Raw genomic sequence first — 17,670 nt, 5'->3', positions numbered from 1 at the left:
CAACCTGACCCGCTGCAAGGATCTGACAGACACATGGTTTCCCGCGTTATCCCCGTTCAGCCGTTCGACCTGGTCCTGTTTGGTGCCACCGGAGATCTGGCCCGCCGCAAGATCCTGCCGAGCCTGTTTCACCGCTTCCAGATCGGCCAGTTCAGCGACGATACCCGCATCATCGGCTCTTCGCGCGCCGATCTGGACCGGCCCGAGTTTCAAGAGCTGACCGCCGCCGCGATCCGCGAATTTGGCCAGCCCGGCGAGACCAACGAGGCGGATATCGCCGCCTTTATCAAGCTTCTGGATTATGTCGCGGTGGATGCGCGCGGCGATGGCGGCTGGGCCGAACTGGGCCAGCACCTGCGCGCTGATGTCACCCGCGCCTTCTACCTGTCGGTCGCCCCCAGCCTATTCACCGATATCGCAGACCGGCTCAGCGCTAGCGGTATGGTCACAGCCGAGAGCCGCATCGTGCTGGAAAAACCCTTTGGTCACGATCTGGCCTCAGCGCGGGAGCTGAACCAGGCGCTGCGGGCGCATTTTCAGGAAGATCAGATCTACCGGATCGACCATTATCTGGGCAAGGAAACCGTGCAGAACCTAATGGCGCTGCGCTTTGCCAACTCCCTCTTCGAACCGCTATGGAATTCCTCCCATATCGACCACGTGCAGATCACCGTCGCCGAAAGCATCGGGGTCGAGGGGCGCGGCGAATATTACGACAGGTCCGGCGCCATGCGGGACATGGTGCAGAACCACCTGATGCAGCTGCTGTGCCTCACCGCGATGGAGCCGCCAGCGCGCTTCACCCCGAACGCGGTGCGCGACGAGAAGGTCAAGGTGATCGAGGCGCTGGACCCGGTGGCCCCGGATGATATCGCCCGCGGCCAGTATCGCGGCCGCAACGGCGACAGCTACCGCGAGCATGCGGGCAATCCCGACAGCACCACCGAAAGCTTCATCGCGATGAAGGTGCAGGTGGCGAACTGGCGTTGGGCCGGAACGCCCTTTTACCTGCGCACCGGCAAATGCCTGCGCGAACGGGTCTCCGAAATCGCTGTCTATTTCCGCGACCCGCCGCACAATATCTTCGAAGGCGCCGCAGGGGTGCACGGCAACGTGCTGGTGATCCGCCTGCAACCGGATGAAGGCATCACCCTGCGCACCACCATCAAGGATCCCGGCCCCGGCGGCATGCGCCTGACCGGCGCCAACCTCGACATGACCTTTGCCGACAGCCTACCCGATGCGGGCCGTCCGCAGGACGCTTATGAACGGCTGATCATGGATGTGATCCGAGGAAACCAGACCCTGTTCATGCGCGGGGACGAGGTCGAAGCCGCCTGGGCCTGGGCCGATCCGATCATCGCCAGCTGGGCTGAAAGCGAAACCACGCCGCAGCGCTATGATCAGGGTGGCTCCGGCCCCGAGGATTCGCTGCTGCTGATGCACCGGGACGGGCGCCGATGGCGTAGTATCGGAGATTGACGTCCCCGACGCCACCGCCCCACAGCCCGCCCCGCGCAAGCCATTCGAAAGGCATCTGACATGAGCTTGAACCAAACACTCAAAGAGGTCACCGAACGGATCATCGCCCGCAGTGCGGAGACCCGCAGCGCCTATCTGGCGCGTATGCGCGCTGCACAAGGCAAGGGTCCGGCGCGGGCACATCTGTCCTGTTCCGGTCAGGCCCATGCCTATGCGGCGACAGGTTCGGATCAGGGCACGCTGGCCAGTGGCAGCGCCGGACATCTCGGGATCGTCACCGCCTATAACGATATGCTGTCGGCGCATCAGCCGTTTGAAACCTACCCCACGCTGATCCGCGATGCGGTCCGCGTCAGCGGGGGCACCGCGCAGGTCGCGGGCGGCGTGCCTGCCATGTGCGATGGCGTCACCCAGGGCGAGGCAGGCATGGAGCTGAGCCTGTTTTCCCGCGACACCATTGCACTCGCGACCGGCGTCGCGCTGAGCCACAATGTGTTTGATGCGGCGGTCTATCTTGGCGTCTGCGACAAGATCGTGCCGGGTCTGGTGATCGGCGCGCAAACCTTCGGCCATCTGCCTGCGGTGTTCCTGCCCGCCGGGCCGATGACCAGCGGGCTGGCGAATGACGACAAGGCCAAGATCCGCCAGAAGTACGCCGCCGGAGAGATCGGCCGCGATGAACTTCTGAAGGCCGAGATGGCCGCCTACCATGGCCCCGGCACCTGCACCTTCTACGGCACTGCCAACACCAACCAGATGCTGATGGAGTTCATGGGGCTGCACCTGCCCGGCTCCTCCTTCGTCAATCCCGGCACCCCCCTGCGCGAGGCGCTGACGGTGGAGGGCGCAAAACGGGCGCTGTCGCTCAGCGCGCTTGGCAACAATTATACGCCGGTCTGCGATGTCCTGGACGAAAAGGCTTATGCCAACGGCATCGTCGGGCTGATGGCCACCGGTGGGTCGACCAACCTGCTGATCCATCTGATCGCCATGGCCCGCGCCGGGGGCGTGATCCTTGACTGGCAGGACTTTGCGGATCTGTCGGATGTGGTGCCGCTCCTGGCGCGGGTCTATCCCAACGGTCTGGCCGACGTGAACCATTTCCACGCGGCGGGCGGGCTTGGCTATATGATCGGGGAACTGCTGAACGCGGGCTTCCTGCACCCTGACACCAAGACCATCGCAGGTGCCGGGCTGGAACAGTACACGCAAGAACCCTTCCTGACCGAGGATGGCCTGACCTTCCGCCCTGGCACCACAACTTCGCTGAACGATGCGATCCTGCGCCCTGCAAAGGCTCCGTTCCAGCAGACCGGCGGGCTGAAACGGCTGACCGGCAGCCTGGGAACGGCGGTGATCAAGGTCTCTGCCGTGGCCGAGGAACACCACGTGATCGAGGCCCCCGCCCGCGTCTTCCACGATCAGGAGGAGGCCAAGGCCGCCTTCAAGGCAGGCGAGTTCACCGGCGATGTGATCGTCGTTGTGCGCTTCCAGGGCCCCAAGGCAAACGGCATGCCGGAGCTGCACAGCCTGACGCCCATGTTGGGCATTCTGCAGGGCAAGGGGCACAAGGTGGCGCTAGTCACCGACGGGCGCATGTCCGGGGCTTCGGGCAAGGTGCCCGCCGCCATCCACGTGGTGCCTGAGGCGCTGGACGGCGGCCCCATCGCCAAGATCAGGGACGGCGATGTGCTGCGGCTCGATGCCACCACGGGCACGCTCGACGTGCTCACCCCCGGCGCGCAGGACCGCGAGGCCGCTATGGCGGATCTGTCTGCCTATCAGCACGGCACCGGGCGCGAGCTGTTTTCCCTGTTCCGCCAGGCCGTCACATCCGCCGATACCGGCGCCAGCGTTTTCGGAGACTGATCCCATGTCAATTTCACCAAAGGCGGCCAGCGCCCGTACCCGCGAGATCTGCCAGATGGCACCGATCGTTCCTGTGCTCGTGGTGCACGACGCCGCCCACGCCCGCCCGCTGGCCGAAGCGCTGGTGGCAGGTGGGCTGCCCGCGCTGGAGGTGACCCTGCGCACCCCGGCGGCCCTTGATGCCATCCTCGAGATGGCTCAGGTGCCCGGCGGCGTGGTTGGCGCAGGCACATTGGTCACCCCCGATGACGTTGCAGCAGCGGTCGAGGCTGGCGCGCAATTTGGCGTCTCGCCCGGCGCCACCGATCAGCTTCTGGACGCCTGTGAGGCCGCAGGCCTGCCGATGCTGCCCGGCGCCGCCACCGCCTCCGAAGCGATGCGCCTGCTGGAGCGCGGCTATGACATGCTGAAATTCTTCCCCGCCGAAGCCTCGGGCGGGGCGCCCGCGCTGAAAGCCATCGGCGCGCCGCTACCGCAGATCTCGTTCTGCCCCACCGGCGGCGTCAGCCCCGGCAATGCCCGCACCTACCTGTCGCTGCCCAATGTGGTCTGCGCCGGGGGCAGCTGGGTCGCCCCGGCAGACCTGATCGAGGCGGGCGACTGGGCCGGGATCACCGAACTGGCCCGCGCCGCGCGGCAACTGGCAGGCTGAGCTCCAGAACACCCACCGACAAAACAAGGGACCGAGAGCACCGGCCTTGACAGCCGGGGCCCGTTCCGCGATGTATCGCAACCAATTCAGAATTGGTTGCGCTCCTCATCTTGTCATATGATGACAGGGGCGCGGCCGGACTTCCGACAGCACCCGCCCTGTAGCGTTCACCACCCGAAAGACGATCTCTCATGTTTGAACTCGAAACCCTCCTCCCTCTGGTCGCCGTTGCAGCCGGCTCTGGCATCATCGGTGGTGTCCTTGCCGGCCTTCTTGGCGTTGGCGGCGGCATCGTCATCGTGCCCGCGCTTTACTTCGCCCTGTCGCTGACCGGGATGGAACCCGCGCTGACCATGCAGGTGGCGGTGGGCACCTCGCTGTCGACCATCGTCTTTACCTCGCTGTCCTCGGGCTATGGCCACTACAAGAAGGGCGCCATCGACATGGCGCTGCTGCGGCTCTGGGCACCGTCGATCCTTGTGGGCGTTGTCATCGGCGGCGTGCTGGGCGGTATCGTTTCGGGGCAGGTGCTGATCGCGGTTTTTGCCACGGTGGCGGTGATCGTCGCGCTCGACATGATCCTGCGCAAGGCGCAAGACAGCGACACTCCGCGCAGCTTTTCCAAACCGGTCTGGGCCGGGCTTGGCGTCGTGGCCGGGTCGATTTCGGCGATGATGGGTATCGGCGGCGGCACCGTTTGCGTACCGATGCTGAACTTCCTTGGCTATGACATCCGCAAGGCCGTGGGCACCTCTGCCGCAATCGGCTTTATTATCGGGGTGCCGGGCGCGCTGATCTACATGGCGACCGGTTTCGGCTCCGAAGGTCTCCCGCCCTTCTCGCTCGGTTATGTGAACCTTCTGCTTGCGGCGGTGATCATCCCGCTCAGCACGACCTTTGCCCGGGTTGGCGTCAAACTGGCCCATAGCATCCCGCGCCGGGCGCTGCGCCTGTCCTTTGGGCTGTTCCTGCTGATTACCTCCGCCCGGATGTTCAAAGACCTGTTTCTGGGTTGATCCGAGGCTGAACAGAGGCTGATCCTGCCATGAAACCGCCGCCTGCCCCGCCTTCGGATACCGAGATCGCTGCGCGTCTGCGCCGGGAGATCGCCGAAGGCGCACCGCTGAAAGATGGCCGCCTACCGCCCGAACGGGAACTGGCACAGCGCCACGGTATCAGCCGGGCGCGGCTGCGGCGGGTGCTCGATCTACTGGCCGCCGATGGCACCATCTTCCGGCGCCGGGGACAGGGCACATTTGTGCTACCGCCCCCGGCCACCGATGCCGCGCGCCTGAAACCGCTGGCCCGACGGGTGACTCCGGCCGAGGTGATCGAGGTGCGCCTGTCACTGGAACCCCGCCTTGCGGCGCTGGCCGCGACCCGCGCCACCCCGCAGGAGCGCGCGCAATTCGCCCAGATTGCTGCGGCCACCCAATCGGCAGAAGATCAGCGCAGCTATGATGCGGCAGATGATATCTTTCACTACAAGATCGCAGAAATGGCCCATAACGCGCTGTTCCTGACCATGTACGAGGCGATCCGCAGCGTGCGTCAGGAGGCCAGCTGGATCCGCCCGCGGGCCGAAACCTATTCTGGCGCGGTATTCGAGATGCTGGCGCAGCAACACCAGGCGCTGGCCACCGCGATCATCGAAGGCGATGAACCGCGCGCGGCAGAGACAATGAAGACCCACCTGCACAGCGTATCAGAAACCCTGTCGCGGGCCGATACGGCACCCTGATCCGGGGCGTTTATCCAGCCTTTGCCAGCGCCGGACCAGCACCGCGCCAGCCCGGCAGCGTCTGATCCAGATATGCGATCACTTCGGTCAGCCCGGCAGCGTCCAGCGCCACCTGCACCTGGCGCAAGACGCGGGGCAGGAAGTGCAGGTAGCCGGGTTTACCGTCGCGCTGATGCAGGCGCAGGAACACACCGGCAATACGGGTATGGCGCTGCGCTCCCAGCAGGTGATAGCGCCGGGTGATCGCATCAGCGCCCCCGGCGGCCTCCGGCGCGGCGGCGATGTAGCGTTCAAGCATTGCCTGCTCCAGCCCCGGTTCCAGATCGCGGCGCGCATCCTGCAATAGCGATACAAGATCGTATTCCGCAGGACCGGTCACGCCGTCCTGAAAATCCAGCAGTCCGCAGCGGCGCACTCCGTCGCGGTCGCTGAGCTCCATCAGGTTGTCGACGTGAAAATCGCGCAGCACCAATGTGCGCGGACCAGACAGCGACAGGGTCAGCGGCTCCCGCCACAGATCGCGGAACTCCGCGTCGAACGCCTGCGGTTCGATGTCCGGGCGCAGCGTCGGCGCGAACCAGTGGGAGAAGATCGACAATTCCTCCAGCAGGGTCGCCAGATCATACGCTGGCACCTGCACCGATGCGGCCTGCGGATGATGGTGCAGGTGCAACAGAGCATCCACCGCGAGGGCATAGAGCATGCTCTCGTCCCGCCCGGCAGCCAGCTGCACGCTATAGGTCTGGGTCCCGAAGTCTTCGATCAGGGCCAGGCCGGTGTCCGGATCGGCGCCATAGACCTGCGGCGCGCTCAGGCCCAGTTCTGTCAGATGCCGTGCGAGAGACACGAAACCGGCAAACCCCGCCGGATCACTCGGATCCTGCATCAGCATCCTGCCGCGCCCGTCCAGCCGCATATACCGCCGCGCCGAAGCATCGCCGGGCAAGGGCAACAGGGTTGCATCCGCCTCTCCCTGCTTGGCCAGAAAGTCGGCGATGGTGGGATCCTGCTGAACGGAGGCAGAGGGCGGGGAAGACATCATAGGCAGGGCACCTTGCAGCAACAAAGGACGTGGGCCACAGGTCTGGAGGATTTTCGCCGCCCCGTCCAGCCATGCCGCCCGGTATGCGCGGTCAGCCCCTAGCCCTGTTTCACAAGCCCGTTCACAAAGCGCCGCACCAGCGGCGCCACCACCAGCACCACGCAGAAGGCCACAGGCCAGCTATAGAGCCAGGAGGTCAGCCAGGTATCAAAGGCCTGCGCGCTGAAACCGCGCGTCCTGAGCGTTGCCACCATAATCACGATGCCCGACATTATCCCGGACAACAGGAAGCCAAACAGAACAGGCGCGAAACGGGCGGGCAGCATGGAAGACTCCTTGTTCACATTCCGGCAGGAATATGTGGCAGGGAGCAACCAATTGCCAGACCGGGGCGCGGGATCGTAATCCCGCGTGAACGCACCTGGAGAATTCTGGTCAAAAACGCTCAGAGCATCCAGCCGAGACTGTCTTCGGTGCGCAGGGTCGAAGGCGTGTATTCCGCGCTGACCCAGCCCTTGTAGCCGCTGTCGTCGATGGCGGCGAAAAGCTCTTCGAAGTCGACGGGACCGGTGCCCGGCTCACAGCGCCCGGGTGCGGCGCCGATCTGCACGTGCACCACATGCTCCTTGAAGGTCTCCCAGACCTTCAGCGCATCGCCGTGGATCATCTGGGCGTGATAGGCATCGTACTGCAGCCCCACGTTCGGGCGGTTCACCGCTTGCAGAACCTCAGCCGCCAGATTGTAGTCGTTCAGGAAGTAATTCGGCTGGTCCCCGACATTCAGCGGTTCGATGGTGAACTGCTGCGTCGGCGCGCGATCCGCGGCCCACTGCAGGTTCTGGATAAAGGTCTGTTTCGCCAGATCCCCCGTCGCATAACCGGCCATGATGTGAATTGCGCCGGGGCGCAGGATCTCGGCGTAGCGCAGCACCCGGCGGATATCGCGCTGATACCGTTCCCCGCCGCCCGGCAGCGCCGCATAGCCGGGCATACCGCCAGTGTAATTCGGCGGCGGCGCGTTCATCAGCAACAGTTCCAGCCCGTTCGACACCAGCGCCCGCTGGGTTTCCTTGGCCGCCAGTTCATAGGGAAACAGGATCTCAACCGCGTCGAACCCGGCCTTGGCCGCCGCTGCGAACCGTTCAAGATAGGGCAACTCAGCAAAGAGCATTGAGATATTCGCGGCAAACCTTGGCATCGGAGCTCCTGTCGTTTGCCGCAGATTTAAGGCCTCGCAGACTCGGCGCCAAGGGCGGGAAAACGGTGCATTAAACGCAACCGCCACAATATTGCCACAAAATCGACTCTATTTTACCCAAAATGCCAGAACCTGCTAACGATAGCTTAATTCGCTCCCTGCGACGCGCCGGAAAGGCGGGAGTTCTGGAGCGGTTTCAGCCTTGATCCAGCTCTGCCGATGGGATGACCGGGAAGAATTCCCCAGATGACCACAGGCCGAACCACCCGTCATGATGGCTACCCAGTTCGACCAGCCGGTAAAAGCTCTTGCGATCGATCAGCGCCTCAAGCCCGGCCCGGATCATCACGTAAGGCGACGGCTCGCCAGTCTCGGGATCCCGCACCACCCGGATCGGATGATCCGGCCCCGCCACGGCGCTGTCGCCGACATGGGTGGTGAAGGTCAGCACCTGATCCTCTCCCGCGCCAGAGGCTTCGAAATCGACTGCCACGAAAGGCGCATCATCGACGGTGATTCCGACTTTTTCGACCGGCGTCACCAGGAAATACTTGTCGCCTTCGCGTTTCAGGATTGATGAAAAAAGCCGCACCAGCTCAAACCTGCCGATGGGAGTGCCAAGGTAGAACCACGTCCCGTCCCGGGCGATGCGCATGTCCAGATCGCCGCAAAACGGCGGGTTCCACAGGTGGACCGGCGGCAAACCCTTGCCTTTCTTGGCCGCAGTGGCTGCGGCTGCTATGCCGTCGGCTGTCGGTGTCACGATGTTTTGTCCGCTCATTGTTTTTGCCATTTCCGTTGGGCGAGATACACTAAGACCATATATGCGCCGTGAAAGGAAAGTCATGTCCGAACCCGATGATCTGCTGGCCGACATCGAAGCGCTCGAAGCCAAGCTGCAACAGGCGCGGGAGTCGATCACCCGCCGTTTTATCGGCCAGGAGCGGGTCGTGGACCTGACCCTTGCCACTCTTTTGTGCGGCGGTCACGGGCTGCTGGTCGGACTGCCCGGCCTCGGCAAGACCCGGCTGGTGGAAACCCTGTCGACGGTGATGGGGCTGGATGGCAACCGGATTCAGTTCACCCCTGACCTGATGCCGGCGGATATCCTTGGCTCGGAGGTGCTGGACACCGCCGCCGATGGCAGCCGCGCCTTCCGTTTCGTGCCGGGGCCGGTGTTCTGTCAGCTCTTGATGGCGGATGAGATCAACCGTGCCAGCCCCCGGACCCAATCGGCGCTGCTGCAGGCGATGCAGGAACGCACGGTGACCGTCGCGGGTGAAGACCGGCCGCTTGGCACACCCTTTCACGTGCTGGCCACCCAGAACCCGATCGAGCAGGAAGGCACCTACCCCCTGCCCGAAGCGCAGCTCGACCGCTTTCTGTTCCAGATCGACGTGCAATACCCCGACCGCAAGACCGAGCGGGACATCCTGCTGGCCACCACTGGTGCAAGCGAGGCCGAGGCGCATCAGGTCTTTACCGCCGATGAGCTGATTGCGGCCCAAAACCTGCTGCGGCGCATGCCGGTGGGCGACTCGGTGGTCGAGATGATCCTGGACCTGGTCCGCGCCTTCCGCCCCGAAGAACCGGGCGCCTCGCAGCGCGTCGTCGATACGGTCGCCTGGGGTCCGGGGCCGCGCGCGGCGCAGGCCCTGATGCTGGCGGTGCGCGCCCGCGCCCTGCTGCAGGCCCGGCTGGCGCCCAATGCCGAGGATGTGATCGATATGGCCCGGCCGGTTCTGACCCACCGGATGCAGCTCAACTTCTCGGCCCGCGCGCGGGGTGACAGCCTGGCCGATCTGATCGACAGCACCGCTGCCGAGCTGACCCGCACCGGAGCCGCCGCGTGACCCAACCCGCCGCCTCTGACGCGTCTTCTCCCGTCGCCCCGGCCGCAGATCTGCGCCACCGGGCCGAAGGGGAGGCCAGCGCCCTGCCGCCGCTTCTGGTCGATGCGCAGATGCTGGCAGGTGCTGTCCTTTTGGGGGAACACGGGCGGCGGCGCGCCGGAACCGGCGATGATTTCTGGCAATACCGTCCCCTGCAACAGGGCGACAGCCGCCGCATGATCGACCATCGGCGTTCGGCCCGGGGCGATGTGCAATTCGTGCGCGAACGGGAATGGCAGATCGCCCAGACGGTGCATGTCTGGACCGATCTTGGTGCCTCGATGCGGTTTTCCTCCAGCCCCGCATTGCCGCAAAAGATCGACCGCGCGCGCCTGCTGGCGCTGGCAGTCTCGGTCCTGATGCTGCGCGGCGGCGAACGCGTGGGCCTCACTGGCGGCAGGCTACCCCCGCGCAGCGGCAAGGCACAGATCCTGCGTCTGGCCGAGATGCTGAGCCGCGAGGACGACGCCGATTACGCACCGCCCGAGCACCGCGCCATGGTGCCCCATGCCCGCGCCCTGTTCATCTCGGATTTCCTTGGCCCCTTTGACGAATTGCAGCTGGCGCTGAGCAAGGCCGCCGACCGCGGCGTGCGCGGGGTGCTGTTGCAGGTTCTGGACCCAAGCGAGGAAAGCTTTCCCTTTGCCGGGCGTACCCGGTTTCACAGCATGACCGGCGGGCTGGTGCATGAAACGCTGAAGGCCTCGGCTCTGCGTGATCGCTATCTGGACCGCATGGCCGAACGGCGAGACGCGCTGGAAGCGCTGTGCCGCACCGCAGGCTGGCGGCTGGGTCTGCATCACACAGGTGACAGCGCCCAGGCTGCTCTGATGTGGCTCTATCACGCGCTGGAAAGGTCCTCCGCATGACCCTGATTGCCGGTATCGGATTTGCCTATCCCTGGCTGCTGCTGGGCCTGCTGGCTCTGCCGATCCTGTGGCTGTTGCTGCGCGCTGTGCCGCCTGCACCGCGGCGGCAGGCCTTTCCCGCCGTGACCTTGCTTTTGGGCCTTGGCGATGACGAAAGCCTGTCCGACCGCACCCCATGGTGGCTGCTGCTGCTGCGGATGCTGGCGCTGGCGGCAGCGATCATCGGTCTGGCCGGTCCGGTGCTGAACCCGGAAGAGCGCGACAGCGGCAGCGGACCGCTGCTGGTGGTGCTGGATGCCACCTGGGCCGGGGCTGATGGCTGGGAGGAGACCCGCGATCAAATCACCGCGCGGCTGGAGGAAGCCGGGCGCAGCGACCGCACCGTCGCCGTCCTGCGGCTGAGCGATCCGCAACCGCTACAGTTCCTTGCCGCCAGCGACTGGGCTCGGCAGGTCGCCGGCCTCACCCCCAATCCCTGGCAACCGGCCCCGGATCAGGTGGATCAGGCACTCACGCATATTGCCGAAGCCACAGAAGGCTTTGACACGCTCTGGTTCAGCGACGGATTGGACTATCCCGGGCGGGAGCAGCTGACCGAGGCGCTGGCGGCCCGCGGCGCCCTGCAGGTGCTGGAGCAGCCCGGCGCCGCCTTTGCGCTGGCACCGCCCAGCTATGCCGATGGCGCGCTGGAACTGACGGTGGAGCGTAGCCTGCCCGGCCCGGCACGGGATATGCTAGTGCAGGCCCGGGGCCGCGATCCCGGCGGCACCCTGCGCAGCCTCGCTCAGGCCACCGCCCGTTTCGAGGCAGGCGCCACAAACGCCAGCGTCCGCCTGTCCCTGCCGTCCGAACTACGCGCCCGGATTACCCGGTTTGAACTTGCAGGCCAGCGCAGCGCCGGGGCCGTGGCCCTTGCCGATGACGGGCTGCGCCGCCGCGAGGTCGCGCTGATCGCCTCGGAAAGCGAAGACGAGGGCCTCGCGCTGCTGTCGCCGCTGCACTACCTCCGTCAGGCACTGGCGCCCACGGCGGACCTGCTGGAAGGCGCGCTCAGCGATCTGCTGCCCGCCAACCCCGATGTGATCATCCTCGCCGATGTCGCCCGCCTGCCCCCGGCGCAGGAACAAGCGGTGATCGACTGGGTCGAAGAGGGCGGGCTGCTGGTGCGCTTCGCCGGCCCCCGTCTGGCCGCCAGCGATACCGCCCGCAGCGAGGAAGAACCGTTGATGCCGGTGCGCCTGCGGCTTGGCGGACGCAGCATCGGCGGCGCCATGAGCTGGGGTGAGCCAAAGACGCTGGCGCCTTTTGAGGATGACTCTCCCTTTGCCGGGCTGCGCACGCCAGAGGAAGTCACCGTATCAGCGCAGGTGGTAGCCCAGCCCGACCCCTCCCTTGCCGACCGGGTGATCGCCGCCCTTGGTGATGGCACCCCGCTGGTCACCCGCAAGCCGCTGGGACAGGGGCAGGTGGTGCTGTTCCATGTCACCGCCAATGCCGAATGGAGCAGCCTGCCGCTCTCTGGCCTGTTCGTGCAGATGCTGGAACGGCTGGCGGTCTCCTCCGCCGTCGGCACGCCCGAGGCAACCAGCCTGGAAGGCACGGTCTGGCGGCCTGTTTCGGTGCTGGATGGATTTGGGCGCAGCCGCGAGGCAGGCACCCTGCCCGGCGTGCAAGGCCCCGATCTGGTTGCCGCCCCAGCAGGCCCGGCCCTGCAGCCCGGCCTGTATGATGGTGGCAATCAGACCCTCGCACGCAACGTTCTGCGCGCGGGCGACAGCCTGACGGCGGCGTCCTGGCCTGCCTCGGTTCCGGTTTCCGGCTACAGCGCGGCGCAGGAGCGCCCGCTTGGCGGCGCCTTGCTGGGGCTTGCCCTTGTGCTGCTGGCGCTTGATGTACTGGCAACCCTGCTGGTCTCTGGCCAGCTGGCGCAACTGCGGCGCAGCACCTCCCTTGTGCCCTTGCTCGCGGCGGCGCTTGCGCTTGGCGCGATATCACCACGTCCGACCCAAGCGCAGGAAAGTGGCGCCGCCGATCCGGTCGCGCTGGCCGCCGAGCTGACGCTGGCGCATGTGCTGACCGGCAATGCAGAGGTAGACCGTATCGCCCGAGCCGGTCTGCAGGGCCTTTCGGACACGCTGTTCTTCCGCACCTCAGTCGAGCCATCAACACCCGCCAGTGTTGATCTAGAACGGGACGAGCTGGCGTTCTTCCCGCTGCTTTACTGGCCGGTGACGGCGGACCAGAAAATGCCCTCGGCCGCGGCATATACAAGGCTCAACGCCTACCTGCGCAGCGGTGGTATGATCCTTTTTGACACCCGCGATTCCGATCTGGCTGCCGTCGGCGCCACCAGCCCCGAAGCGCGCCGCCTGCAACAGCTGGCGCTGGGGCTGGATATTCCGCCGCTGGAGCCGCTGCCGCCGGACCACGTGCTGACCCGCACTTTCTACCTGCTACAGGACTTTCCCGGCCGCCATCCGCGCGGCCCGCTTTGGGTCGAAGCCGCACCGCCCGATGCCGAGCAGGACGAAGGCATCCCCTTCCGCACGCTTAACGACGGGGTGACCCCGGTAGTGATCGGTGGCAACGATTGGGCCTCGGCCTGGGCGGTGGACAGCAATGGCCGCCCGCTGCGCCCAGTCGGGCGCGGCTATGCCGGTGAACGTCAGCGCGAGCTGTCGCTGCGCTTTGGCGTCAATCTGGTGATGCATGTGCTGACGGGCAATTACAAATCCGATCAGGTCCATGTTCCGGCACTGCTGGAACGGCTGGGGCAATAGGGGCCACGACGATGACGCAGACGATCCTGTTCGATCCCCTACTGCCCTGGCCCGTGATCTGGGCGCTCACCGCCGTGACGGTGCTGGGCCTAGCGCTGGCCATCTGGGCGCGGATGCGCGGCTGGCTGCTGCGCGCGGGCGCCGCCCTTGGCCTGCTGGCAATGCTCGCTGGGCCAGTGGTGCAGAACGAAAACACCGCCCCCTTAAGCGATATCGTGGTGGTGGTCGCCGATAAAACCGCCAGCCAGAGCCTGCCTGCCCGGCCCGAGCAGATGGCCGAGGCCGAAGAAGAGCTGAGACAGGCGCTAGAGGCCCGCCCCAATACCGAAACGCGCTGGATCACCCTGCCGGATGCCGCCGATGACAGCGGCACCGCCCTGATGCAGGCGGTTTCCGATGCGCTGGCCGATGCACCGCGTGGCCGGATCGCCGGGATCATCGCCCTGTCGGACGGTCAGATCCACGATGCCGATCAGGCCCCCGACCTGCCTGCGCCGCTGCACCTGTTGCTGACCGGCAAAGACAGCGACTGGGACCGCCGCCTTGTGGTGCGCAACGCGCCCGCCTTTGGCATCATCGGAGAACCCGTCACCCTGACGCTGCGGATCGAGGATCAGGGCGCCGCGCCCGACGCCGCCGCAACCGCGCCGCTGGAAATTGCGATCGATGGGGCCGAACCGAAACGGTTTACCCTGCCGGTCGGTGTCGATTTCGAACTGCCCATCGCCCTGCCGCATGGCGGGCGCAACGTGATCGAATTCTCGGTACCCGAAGCTGCCGGAGAGCTGACCGCCCGCAACAACACGGCGCTGATCCAGATCAACGGCGTGCGGGACCGCCTGCGTGTGTTGCTGGTGTCAGGAGAGCCGCACCCCGGCGGGCGCACATGGCGCAACCTGCTGAAATCGGATAGCTCGGTGGACCTGGTGCATTTCACCATTCTGCGCCCGCCGGAAAAGCAGGACGGGGTGCCGGTGGATGAGCTGAGCCTCATCGCCTTTCCCACGCGCGAATTGTTTCTGGAAAAGATCGACGATTTCGATCTGATCATCTTTGACCGCTACAAACGGCGCGGCATCCTGCCTGCGATCTATCTCGACAATGTGGCCGATTACGTGGCCAAGGGCGGCGCCGTGCTGATCGCGGCGGGGCCGGATTTCGCCAGCGCCGCCAGCATCTACCGCAGCCCCCTGTCGGCGGTCCTGCCCGCCAGCCCCACGGCGCGGGTCTTTGAACAGCCCTATCTGCCCCAGGTCACCGATCTTGGCGCCCGCCACCCTGTCACCTCGGGACTGAAACGGGAGAGCACAGACGGGACGTGGGGCCGCTGGCTGCGCCAGATCGATCTGCAGGAACCGCAGGGACATGTTCTGATGGAGGGGGTCGAGGACCGGCCGCTGCTGGTGTTGAACCGCGAAGGCGAGGGACGCGTGGCGCTGTTGGCCTCGGATCATGCCTGGCTCTGGAGCCGGGGCTATGAAGGCGGCGGGCCGCAGCTGGAACTGCTGCGCCGCCTGGCCCACTGGATGATGAAAGAGCCGGAGCTGGAGGAAGAGGTTCTGACCGCCGAGGCCACCGGCCAGAAGATGCAGATCACCCGGCGCACGCTGCAGGACAGCATCGGCGCCGTCACCATCACCGCGCCGGATGGGTCCGAGACGGTACTGGACCTGCAGGAACGGGCCCCCGGTGTCTGGCAGGGCAGCTATACGGGCGCCGAGATCGGCCTGTACCACCTCAGCGAAGGCGAGGCCTCTGCCGTCATCGGGCTGGGTCCGGCGGCGCCCCGGGAGTTCGGCGAAACCGTCGCCACCGGCGAGGTGCTGCGCCCGGTGGTCGCCACAGCGCGGGGCGGTATCCTGCGGCTGGAGGACGGTCTGCCGCGCCTGCGCGATGTGCGCGAGGGGCGCCCGGCCGCCGGACGTGGCTGGATCGGTCTGACCCCGCGCGAGGCCTATGAAACCCTGTCGGTGTCACAGCATCCGCTGCTGCCTGCCTGGCTGGTGCTGCTGGTTATTGCCGCGCTGATCACCGCAGGCTGGCTGCGCGAGGGACGCGGCTGACCCGGGCCGCAGATCTGCTATCAGTCGATTTCGATCGCGGCCCGGGCCGAGCGGCCCGCCGCATCGACCACCACCAGATCGGAAAAACCAAGGCCGGGACTGGGGATTTCGAACTCCCGCGCCTGCTGCCCCTGCAGCACCGGTTTTCCATCCGCCAGCACCACGAAAGGCGCAGTGCCGCCGCGCAATTTGACCGGCAGCCCGCCGCCCTCCAGCGCCAGCCGGGCGCCATTCGGGGGGAACAGCATCTGCGGCGCATTCTCTGCCGGTTCGAATACCGCGTCCCGTGCCCGGAAGCGGCGCAGCGGCGCGGGCAATTCCGCCGCCGACAGGATCAGGGTCGAGGCGGGCGGCGGTGGCAGCGCGTCAAAATCGGGTTTCAGCAGACCAAAGGCCTCGAACAGCATCGGCGCTGCCAGATCACCGCCAAAGGCCCCCGGCACCGGGGTGCCATCCGCCCGGCCCATCCAGACGCCGATCACATGGCGCCCATCCCAGCCCAGCGCCCAGGCATCGCGGTGGCCATAGGACGTGCCGGTCTTATAGGCCAGAACACCGGCCCGTGCCCCGGGTGGCGGCGCCAGCCCGCGCAGCACATCGCCCAGCTGCCAGGCCGCAACGTCCGATATCATCCGGGGGCGATCCTGCTGCGACGCCCCCCGCAGCACCCGCAGCGCCGGTCCCTGCCCGCCCGCGGCCAGCCCGGTATAGATCTGCACCAAATCCTGCAGCGAGGTGCCAAGCCCGCCAAGGCTGATCGCCAGCCCCGGTTTGCCACCGCCGGGCAATCGGGGGCTGGCACCGCCCCGGCGCAGGGCCGCCATCAGATGCGCCGCCCCCAGCTCGCGGGTCAGCTTTACCACCGGGATATTCAGGGACAGCTGCAACGCCTCGCGCACCCGCAGATCGCCACGAAAGACTCCATCGAAATTCTGCGGCGCGTAGCCGTCGAAATCCACCGGACCGTCATGGATCAGCGTCTCGGGGTGCACCAGCCCGCGATCAAAGGCCAGCCCGTAGACCAGCGGTTTCAGCGTCGAGCCCGGAGAGCGCAGCGCCTGTGTCATATCGACAAATCCCTGCCGCCCCTGATCGGCGTACCCGGGGGATCCGACCGAGGCGAGCACCTCTCCGCTCCGGTGGTCCACTACCATCAGCGCCGCCGAGAGCCGCGCGCCGCTGCGCCGCGCCGCCTCCTGTACCAACTGCTCCATCCGCTGTTGCAGATCGGCCTGCACCGTCAGGGACAGGCGCCGGGCGCCGGGATTTGCGGACAGGGCGCGGTCAGCCAGATGCGGTGCCAGCCAGGGCATCGCAGCCATCTGCCGGGGCAGGCGCGCCTGGGTTGCGATCTTGGCGCTTTCGCTGTCCAGAACACCATCAGCAACCATCCGCGACAGCACCTGCGCGCGGGCTTGTCGTGCGGCCTCGGGCGCCCGATCCGGGCGGCGGCTTTCCGGGGATTGCGGCAGCGCCACCAGCAACGCCGCCTCTGCAGCCGTCAACCTTCGCGGTTCCTTGCCCAGCCAGACGTAACTGGCGGCCCGCAGCCCTTCGATATTGCCGCCATAGGGCGCATGGGTGAGATAGAGCCTCAGGATCTCAGCCTTGCTGAGGCGTCGCTCCAGCGCCAAGGCCACCCGGATCTGCCGCAGCTTGCCGGACCAGCGCCCGGTCGAGCCATCCTCCAGCAGACGCGCCAGCTGCATCGTCAGCGTCGAGCCGCCCGAAACCACCCGGCCATGCCACAGCGCCTGCCCACCCGCACGCATCAGTGCCAGAACATCCACCCCCGGATGCGACCAGAATCGGCGGTCCTCATAGGCGATCAGCATCTCGGTGAACCGGGGATCCACCTGATCGAGCTGCAGCGCCATGCGCCAGATGCCATCCCCAACCGGGTAGACCCGCAGCAGGCGGTCCTCGCGGTCCATTACCTCGACCGAGGTTTCGGCAAGGGTCAGCGGCAACTCGGTATCGGCGACCCAATCGTCGAACAGACGCCAGCCGATGCCCAGCAGCAGTGCAAGCGCGGCAACGGCCCACAGACCCCGCCGCCAGAAGGTCGGACCACGGGCATAT

14 protein-coding genes are annotated in these 17,670 nt (G+C 66.4%); 9 read left to right on the top strand and 5 right to left on the bottom strand.

Annotated features, from left to right (window positions below; translation table 11 throughout):
- The first annotated feature begins 33 nt into the window (after positions 1-33).
- From zwf to SM764_RS05580, 5 genes are all read left to right on the top strand, one after another.
- Positions 34-1,482, top strand: coding sequence for a glucose-6-phosphate dehydrogenase (zwf, locus tag SM764_RS05600; RefSeq protein ID WP_274837946.1), 1,449 nt, complete (start codon positions 34-36; stop codon positions 1,480-1,482).
- A 60-nt stretch (positions 1,483-1,542) separates the two neighbouring features.
- Positions 1,543-3,351, top strand: a complete 1,809-nt coding sequence (gene edd / locus SM764_RS05595) for a phosphogluconate dehydratase (protein WP_369001232.1) — start codon at positions 1,543-1,545, stop codon at positions 3,349-3,351.
- A 4-nt stretch (positions 3,352-3,355) separates the two neighbouring features.
- On the top strand, positions 3,356-4,003 hold the full coding sequence (locus tag SM764_RS05590; protein ID WP_274867769.1) for a bifunctional 4-hydroxy-2-oxoglutarate aldolase/2-dehydro-3-deoxy-phosphogluconate aldolase: 648 nt from the start codon (positions 3,356-3,358) through the stop codon (positions 4,001-4,003).
- A gap of 191 nt (positions 4,004-4,194) precedes the next feature.
- A complete protein-coding gene (locus SM764_RS05585) occupies positions 4,195-5,019 on the top strand; it encodes a sulfite exporter TauE/SafE family protein (RefSeq protein ID WP_274831608.1) in 825 nt (274 codons plus the stop codon).
- Between the two features lie 29 nt (positions 5,020-5,048).
- Positions 5,049-5,744, top strand: a complete 696-nt coding sequence (locus tag SM764_RS05580; protein ID WP_369001231.1) for a FadR/GntR family transcriptional regulator — start codon at positions 5,049-5,051, stop codon at positions 5,742-5,744.
- A 10-nt stretch (positions 5,745-5,754) separates the two neighbouring features.
- Here the strand turns inward: SM764_RS05580 and SM764_RS05575 are convergent, their stop codons facing one another.
- The 4 genes from SM764_RS05575 to SM764_RS05560 form a co-directional block, all read right to left on the bottom strand.
- On the bottom strand, positions 5,755-6,786 hold the full coding sequence (locus SM764_RS05575) for an aminoglycoside phosphotransferase family protein (RefSeq protein WP_369001230.1): 1,032 nt from the start codon (positions 6,784-6,786) through the stop codon (positions 5,755-5,757).
- A 98-nt stretch (positions 6,787-6,884) separates the two neighbouring features.
- The gene (locus tag SM764_RS05570; RefSeq protein ID WP_065272240.1) at positions 6,885-7,112 is read right to left on the bottom strand and encodes a DUF2798 domain-containing protein; all 228 of its coding nucleotides are present in this window, start codon (positions 7,110-7,112) and stop codon (positions 6,885-6,887) included.
- Positions 7,113-7,231: 119 nt separating this feature from the next.
- Positions 7,232-7,984: a hydroxypyruvate isomerase family protein gene (locus SM764_RS05565; protein WP_274867774.1), complete on the bottom strand. Its 753-nt coding sequence runs from the start codon at positions 7,982-7,984 to the stop codon at positions 7,232-7,234.
- 196 nt (positions 7,985-8,180) lie between these two features.
- Positions 8,181-8,765, bottom strand: a complete 585-nt coding sequence (locus SM764_RS05560; RefSeq protein WP_274829464.1) for a DUF1285 domain-containing protein — start codon at positions 8,763-8,765, stop codon at positions 8,181-8,183.
- 64 nt (positions 8,766-8,829) lie between these two features.
- Here SM764_RS05560 and SM764_RS05555 point away from each other — a divergent pair, with 64 nt between their 5' ends.
- From SM764_RS05555 to SM764_RS05540, 4 genes are read left to right on the top strand one after another with little or no spacing between them, the layout of a single operon-like run.
- A complete protein-coding gene (locus SM764_RS05555) occupies positions 8,830-9,837 on the top strand; it encodes an AAA family ATPase (protein ID WP_274829463.1) in 1,008 nt (335 codons plus the stop codon).
- The gene (locus SM764_RS05550; RefSeq protein WP_369001229.1) at positions 9,834-10,745 is read left to right on the top strand and encodes a DUF58 domain-containing protein; all 912 of its coding nucleotides are present in this window, start codon (positions 9,834-9,836) and stop codon (positions 10,743-10,745) included. Before SM764_RS05555 ends, SM764_RS05550 begins: the two co-directional genes overlap by 4 nt.
- On the top strand, positions 10,742-13,525 hold the full coding sequence (locus SM764_RS05545; protein WP_369001228.1) for a DUF4159 domain-containing protein: 2,784 nt from the start codon (positions 10,742-10,744) through the stop codon (positions 13,523-13,525). Before SM764_RS05550 ends, SM764_RS05545 begins: the two co-directional genes overlap by 4 nt.
- Positions 13,526-13,536: 11 nt before the next feature.
- Positions 13,537-15,588: a hypothetical protein gene (locus SM764_RS05540; protein ID WP_369001227.1), complete on the top strand. Its 2,052-nt coding sequence runs from the start codon at positions 13,537-13,539 to the stop codon at positions 15,586-15,588.
- 20 nt (positions 15,589-15,608) lie between these two features.
- Here the strand turns inward: SM764_RS05540 and pbpC are convergent, their stop codons facing one another.
- Positions 15,609-17,636 (bottom strand): penicillin-binding protein 1C, encoded by a 2,028-nt coding sequence (gene pbpC, locus SM764_RS05535; RefSeq protein WP_490363070.1) that lies wholly within the window; start codon positions 17,634-17,636, stop codon positions 15,609-15,611.
- Positions 17,637-17,670: the final 34 nt, after the last annotated feature.

Origin of the sequence: Pseudophaeobacter sp. 1A16562 (assembly GCF_041008785.1) — a bacterium.
GTDB classification, from domain to species: domain Bacteria; phylum Pseudomonadota; class Alphaproteobacteria; order Rhodobacterales; family Rhodobacteraceae; genus Phycobacter; species Phycobacter gallaeciensis_A.
The sequence above is the reverse complement of the archived record's forward strand: the minus strand, read 5'-3'. Positions and strand labels throughout refer to the sequence as shown.

Bases quoted from the DNA above. Each gene is read 5' to 3' on its own strand.
- SM764_RS05555 (WP_274829463.1), top strand. From the start codon at position 8,830: ATGTCCGAACCCGATGATCTGCTGGCCGACATCGAAGCGCTCGAAGCC.
- SM764_RS05570 (WP_065272240.1), bottom strand. From the start codon at position 7,112: ATGCTGCCCGCCCGTTTCGCGCCTGTTCTGTTTGGCTTCCTGTTGTCC.
- SM764_RS05560 (WP_274829464.1), bottom strand. From the start codon at position 8,765: ATGAGCGGACAAAACATCGTGACACCGACAGCCGACGGCATAGCAGCC.
- edd (WP_369001232.1), top strand. From the start codon at position 1,543: ATGAGCTTGAACCAAACACTCAAAGAGGTCACCGAACGGATCATCGCC.
- SM764_RS05590 (WP_274867769.1), top strand. From the start codon at position 3,356: ATGTCAATTTCACCAAAGGCGGCCAGCGCCCGTACCCGCGAGATCTGC.
- SM764_RS05545 (WP_369001228.1), top strand. From the start codon at position 10,742: ATGACCCTGATTGCCGGTATCGGATTTGCCTATCCCTGGCTGCTGCTG.
- SM764_RS05585 (WP_274831608.1), top strand. From the start codon at position 4,195: ATGTTTGAACTCGAAACCCTCCTCCCTCTGGTCGCCGTTGCAGCCGGC.
- SM764_RS05540 (WP_369001227.1), top strand. From the start codon at position 13,537: ATGACGCAGACGATCCTGTTCGATCCCCTACTGCCCTGGCCCGTGATC.
- SM764_RS05575 (WP_369001230.1), bottom strand. From the start codon at position 6,786: ATGATGTCTTCCCCGCCCTCTGCCTCCGTTCAGCAGGATCCCACCATC.
- SM764_RS05580 (WP_369001231.1), top strand. From the start codon at position 5,049: ATGAAACCGCCGCCTGCCCCGCCTTCGGATACCGAGATCGCTGCGCGT.
- SM764_RS05565 (WP_274867774.1), bottom strand. From the start codon at position 7,984: ATGCCAAGGTTTGCCGCGAATATCTCAATGCTCTTTGCTGAGTTGCCC.
- zwf (WP_274837946.1), top strand. From the start codon at position 34: ATGGTTTCCCGCGTTATCCCCGTTCAGCCGTTCGACCTGGTCCTGTTT.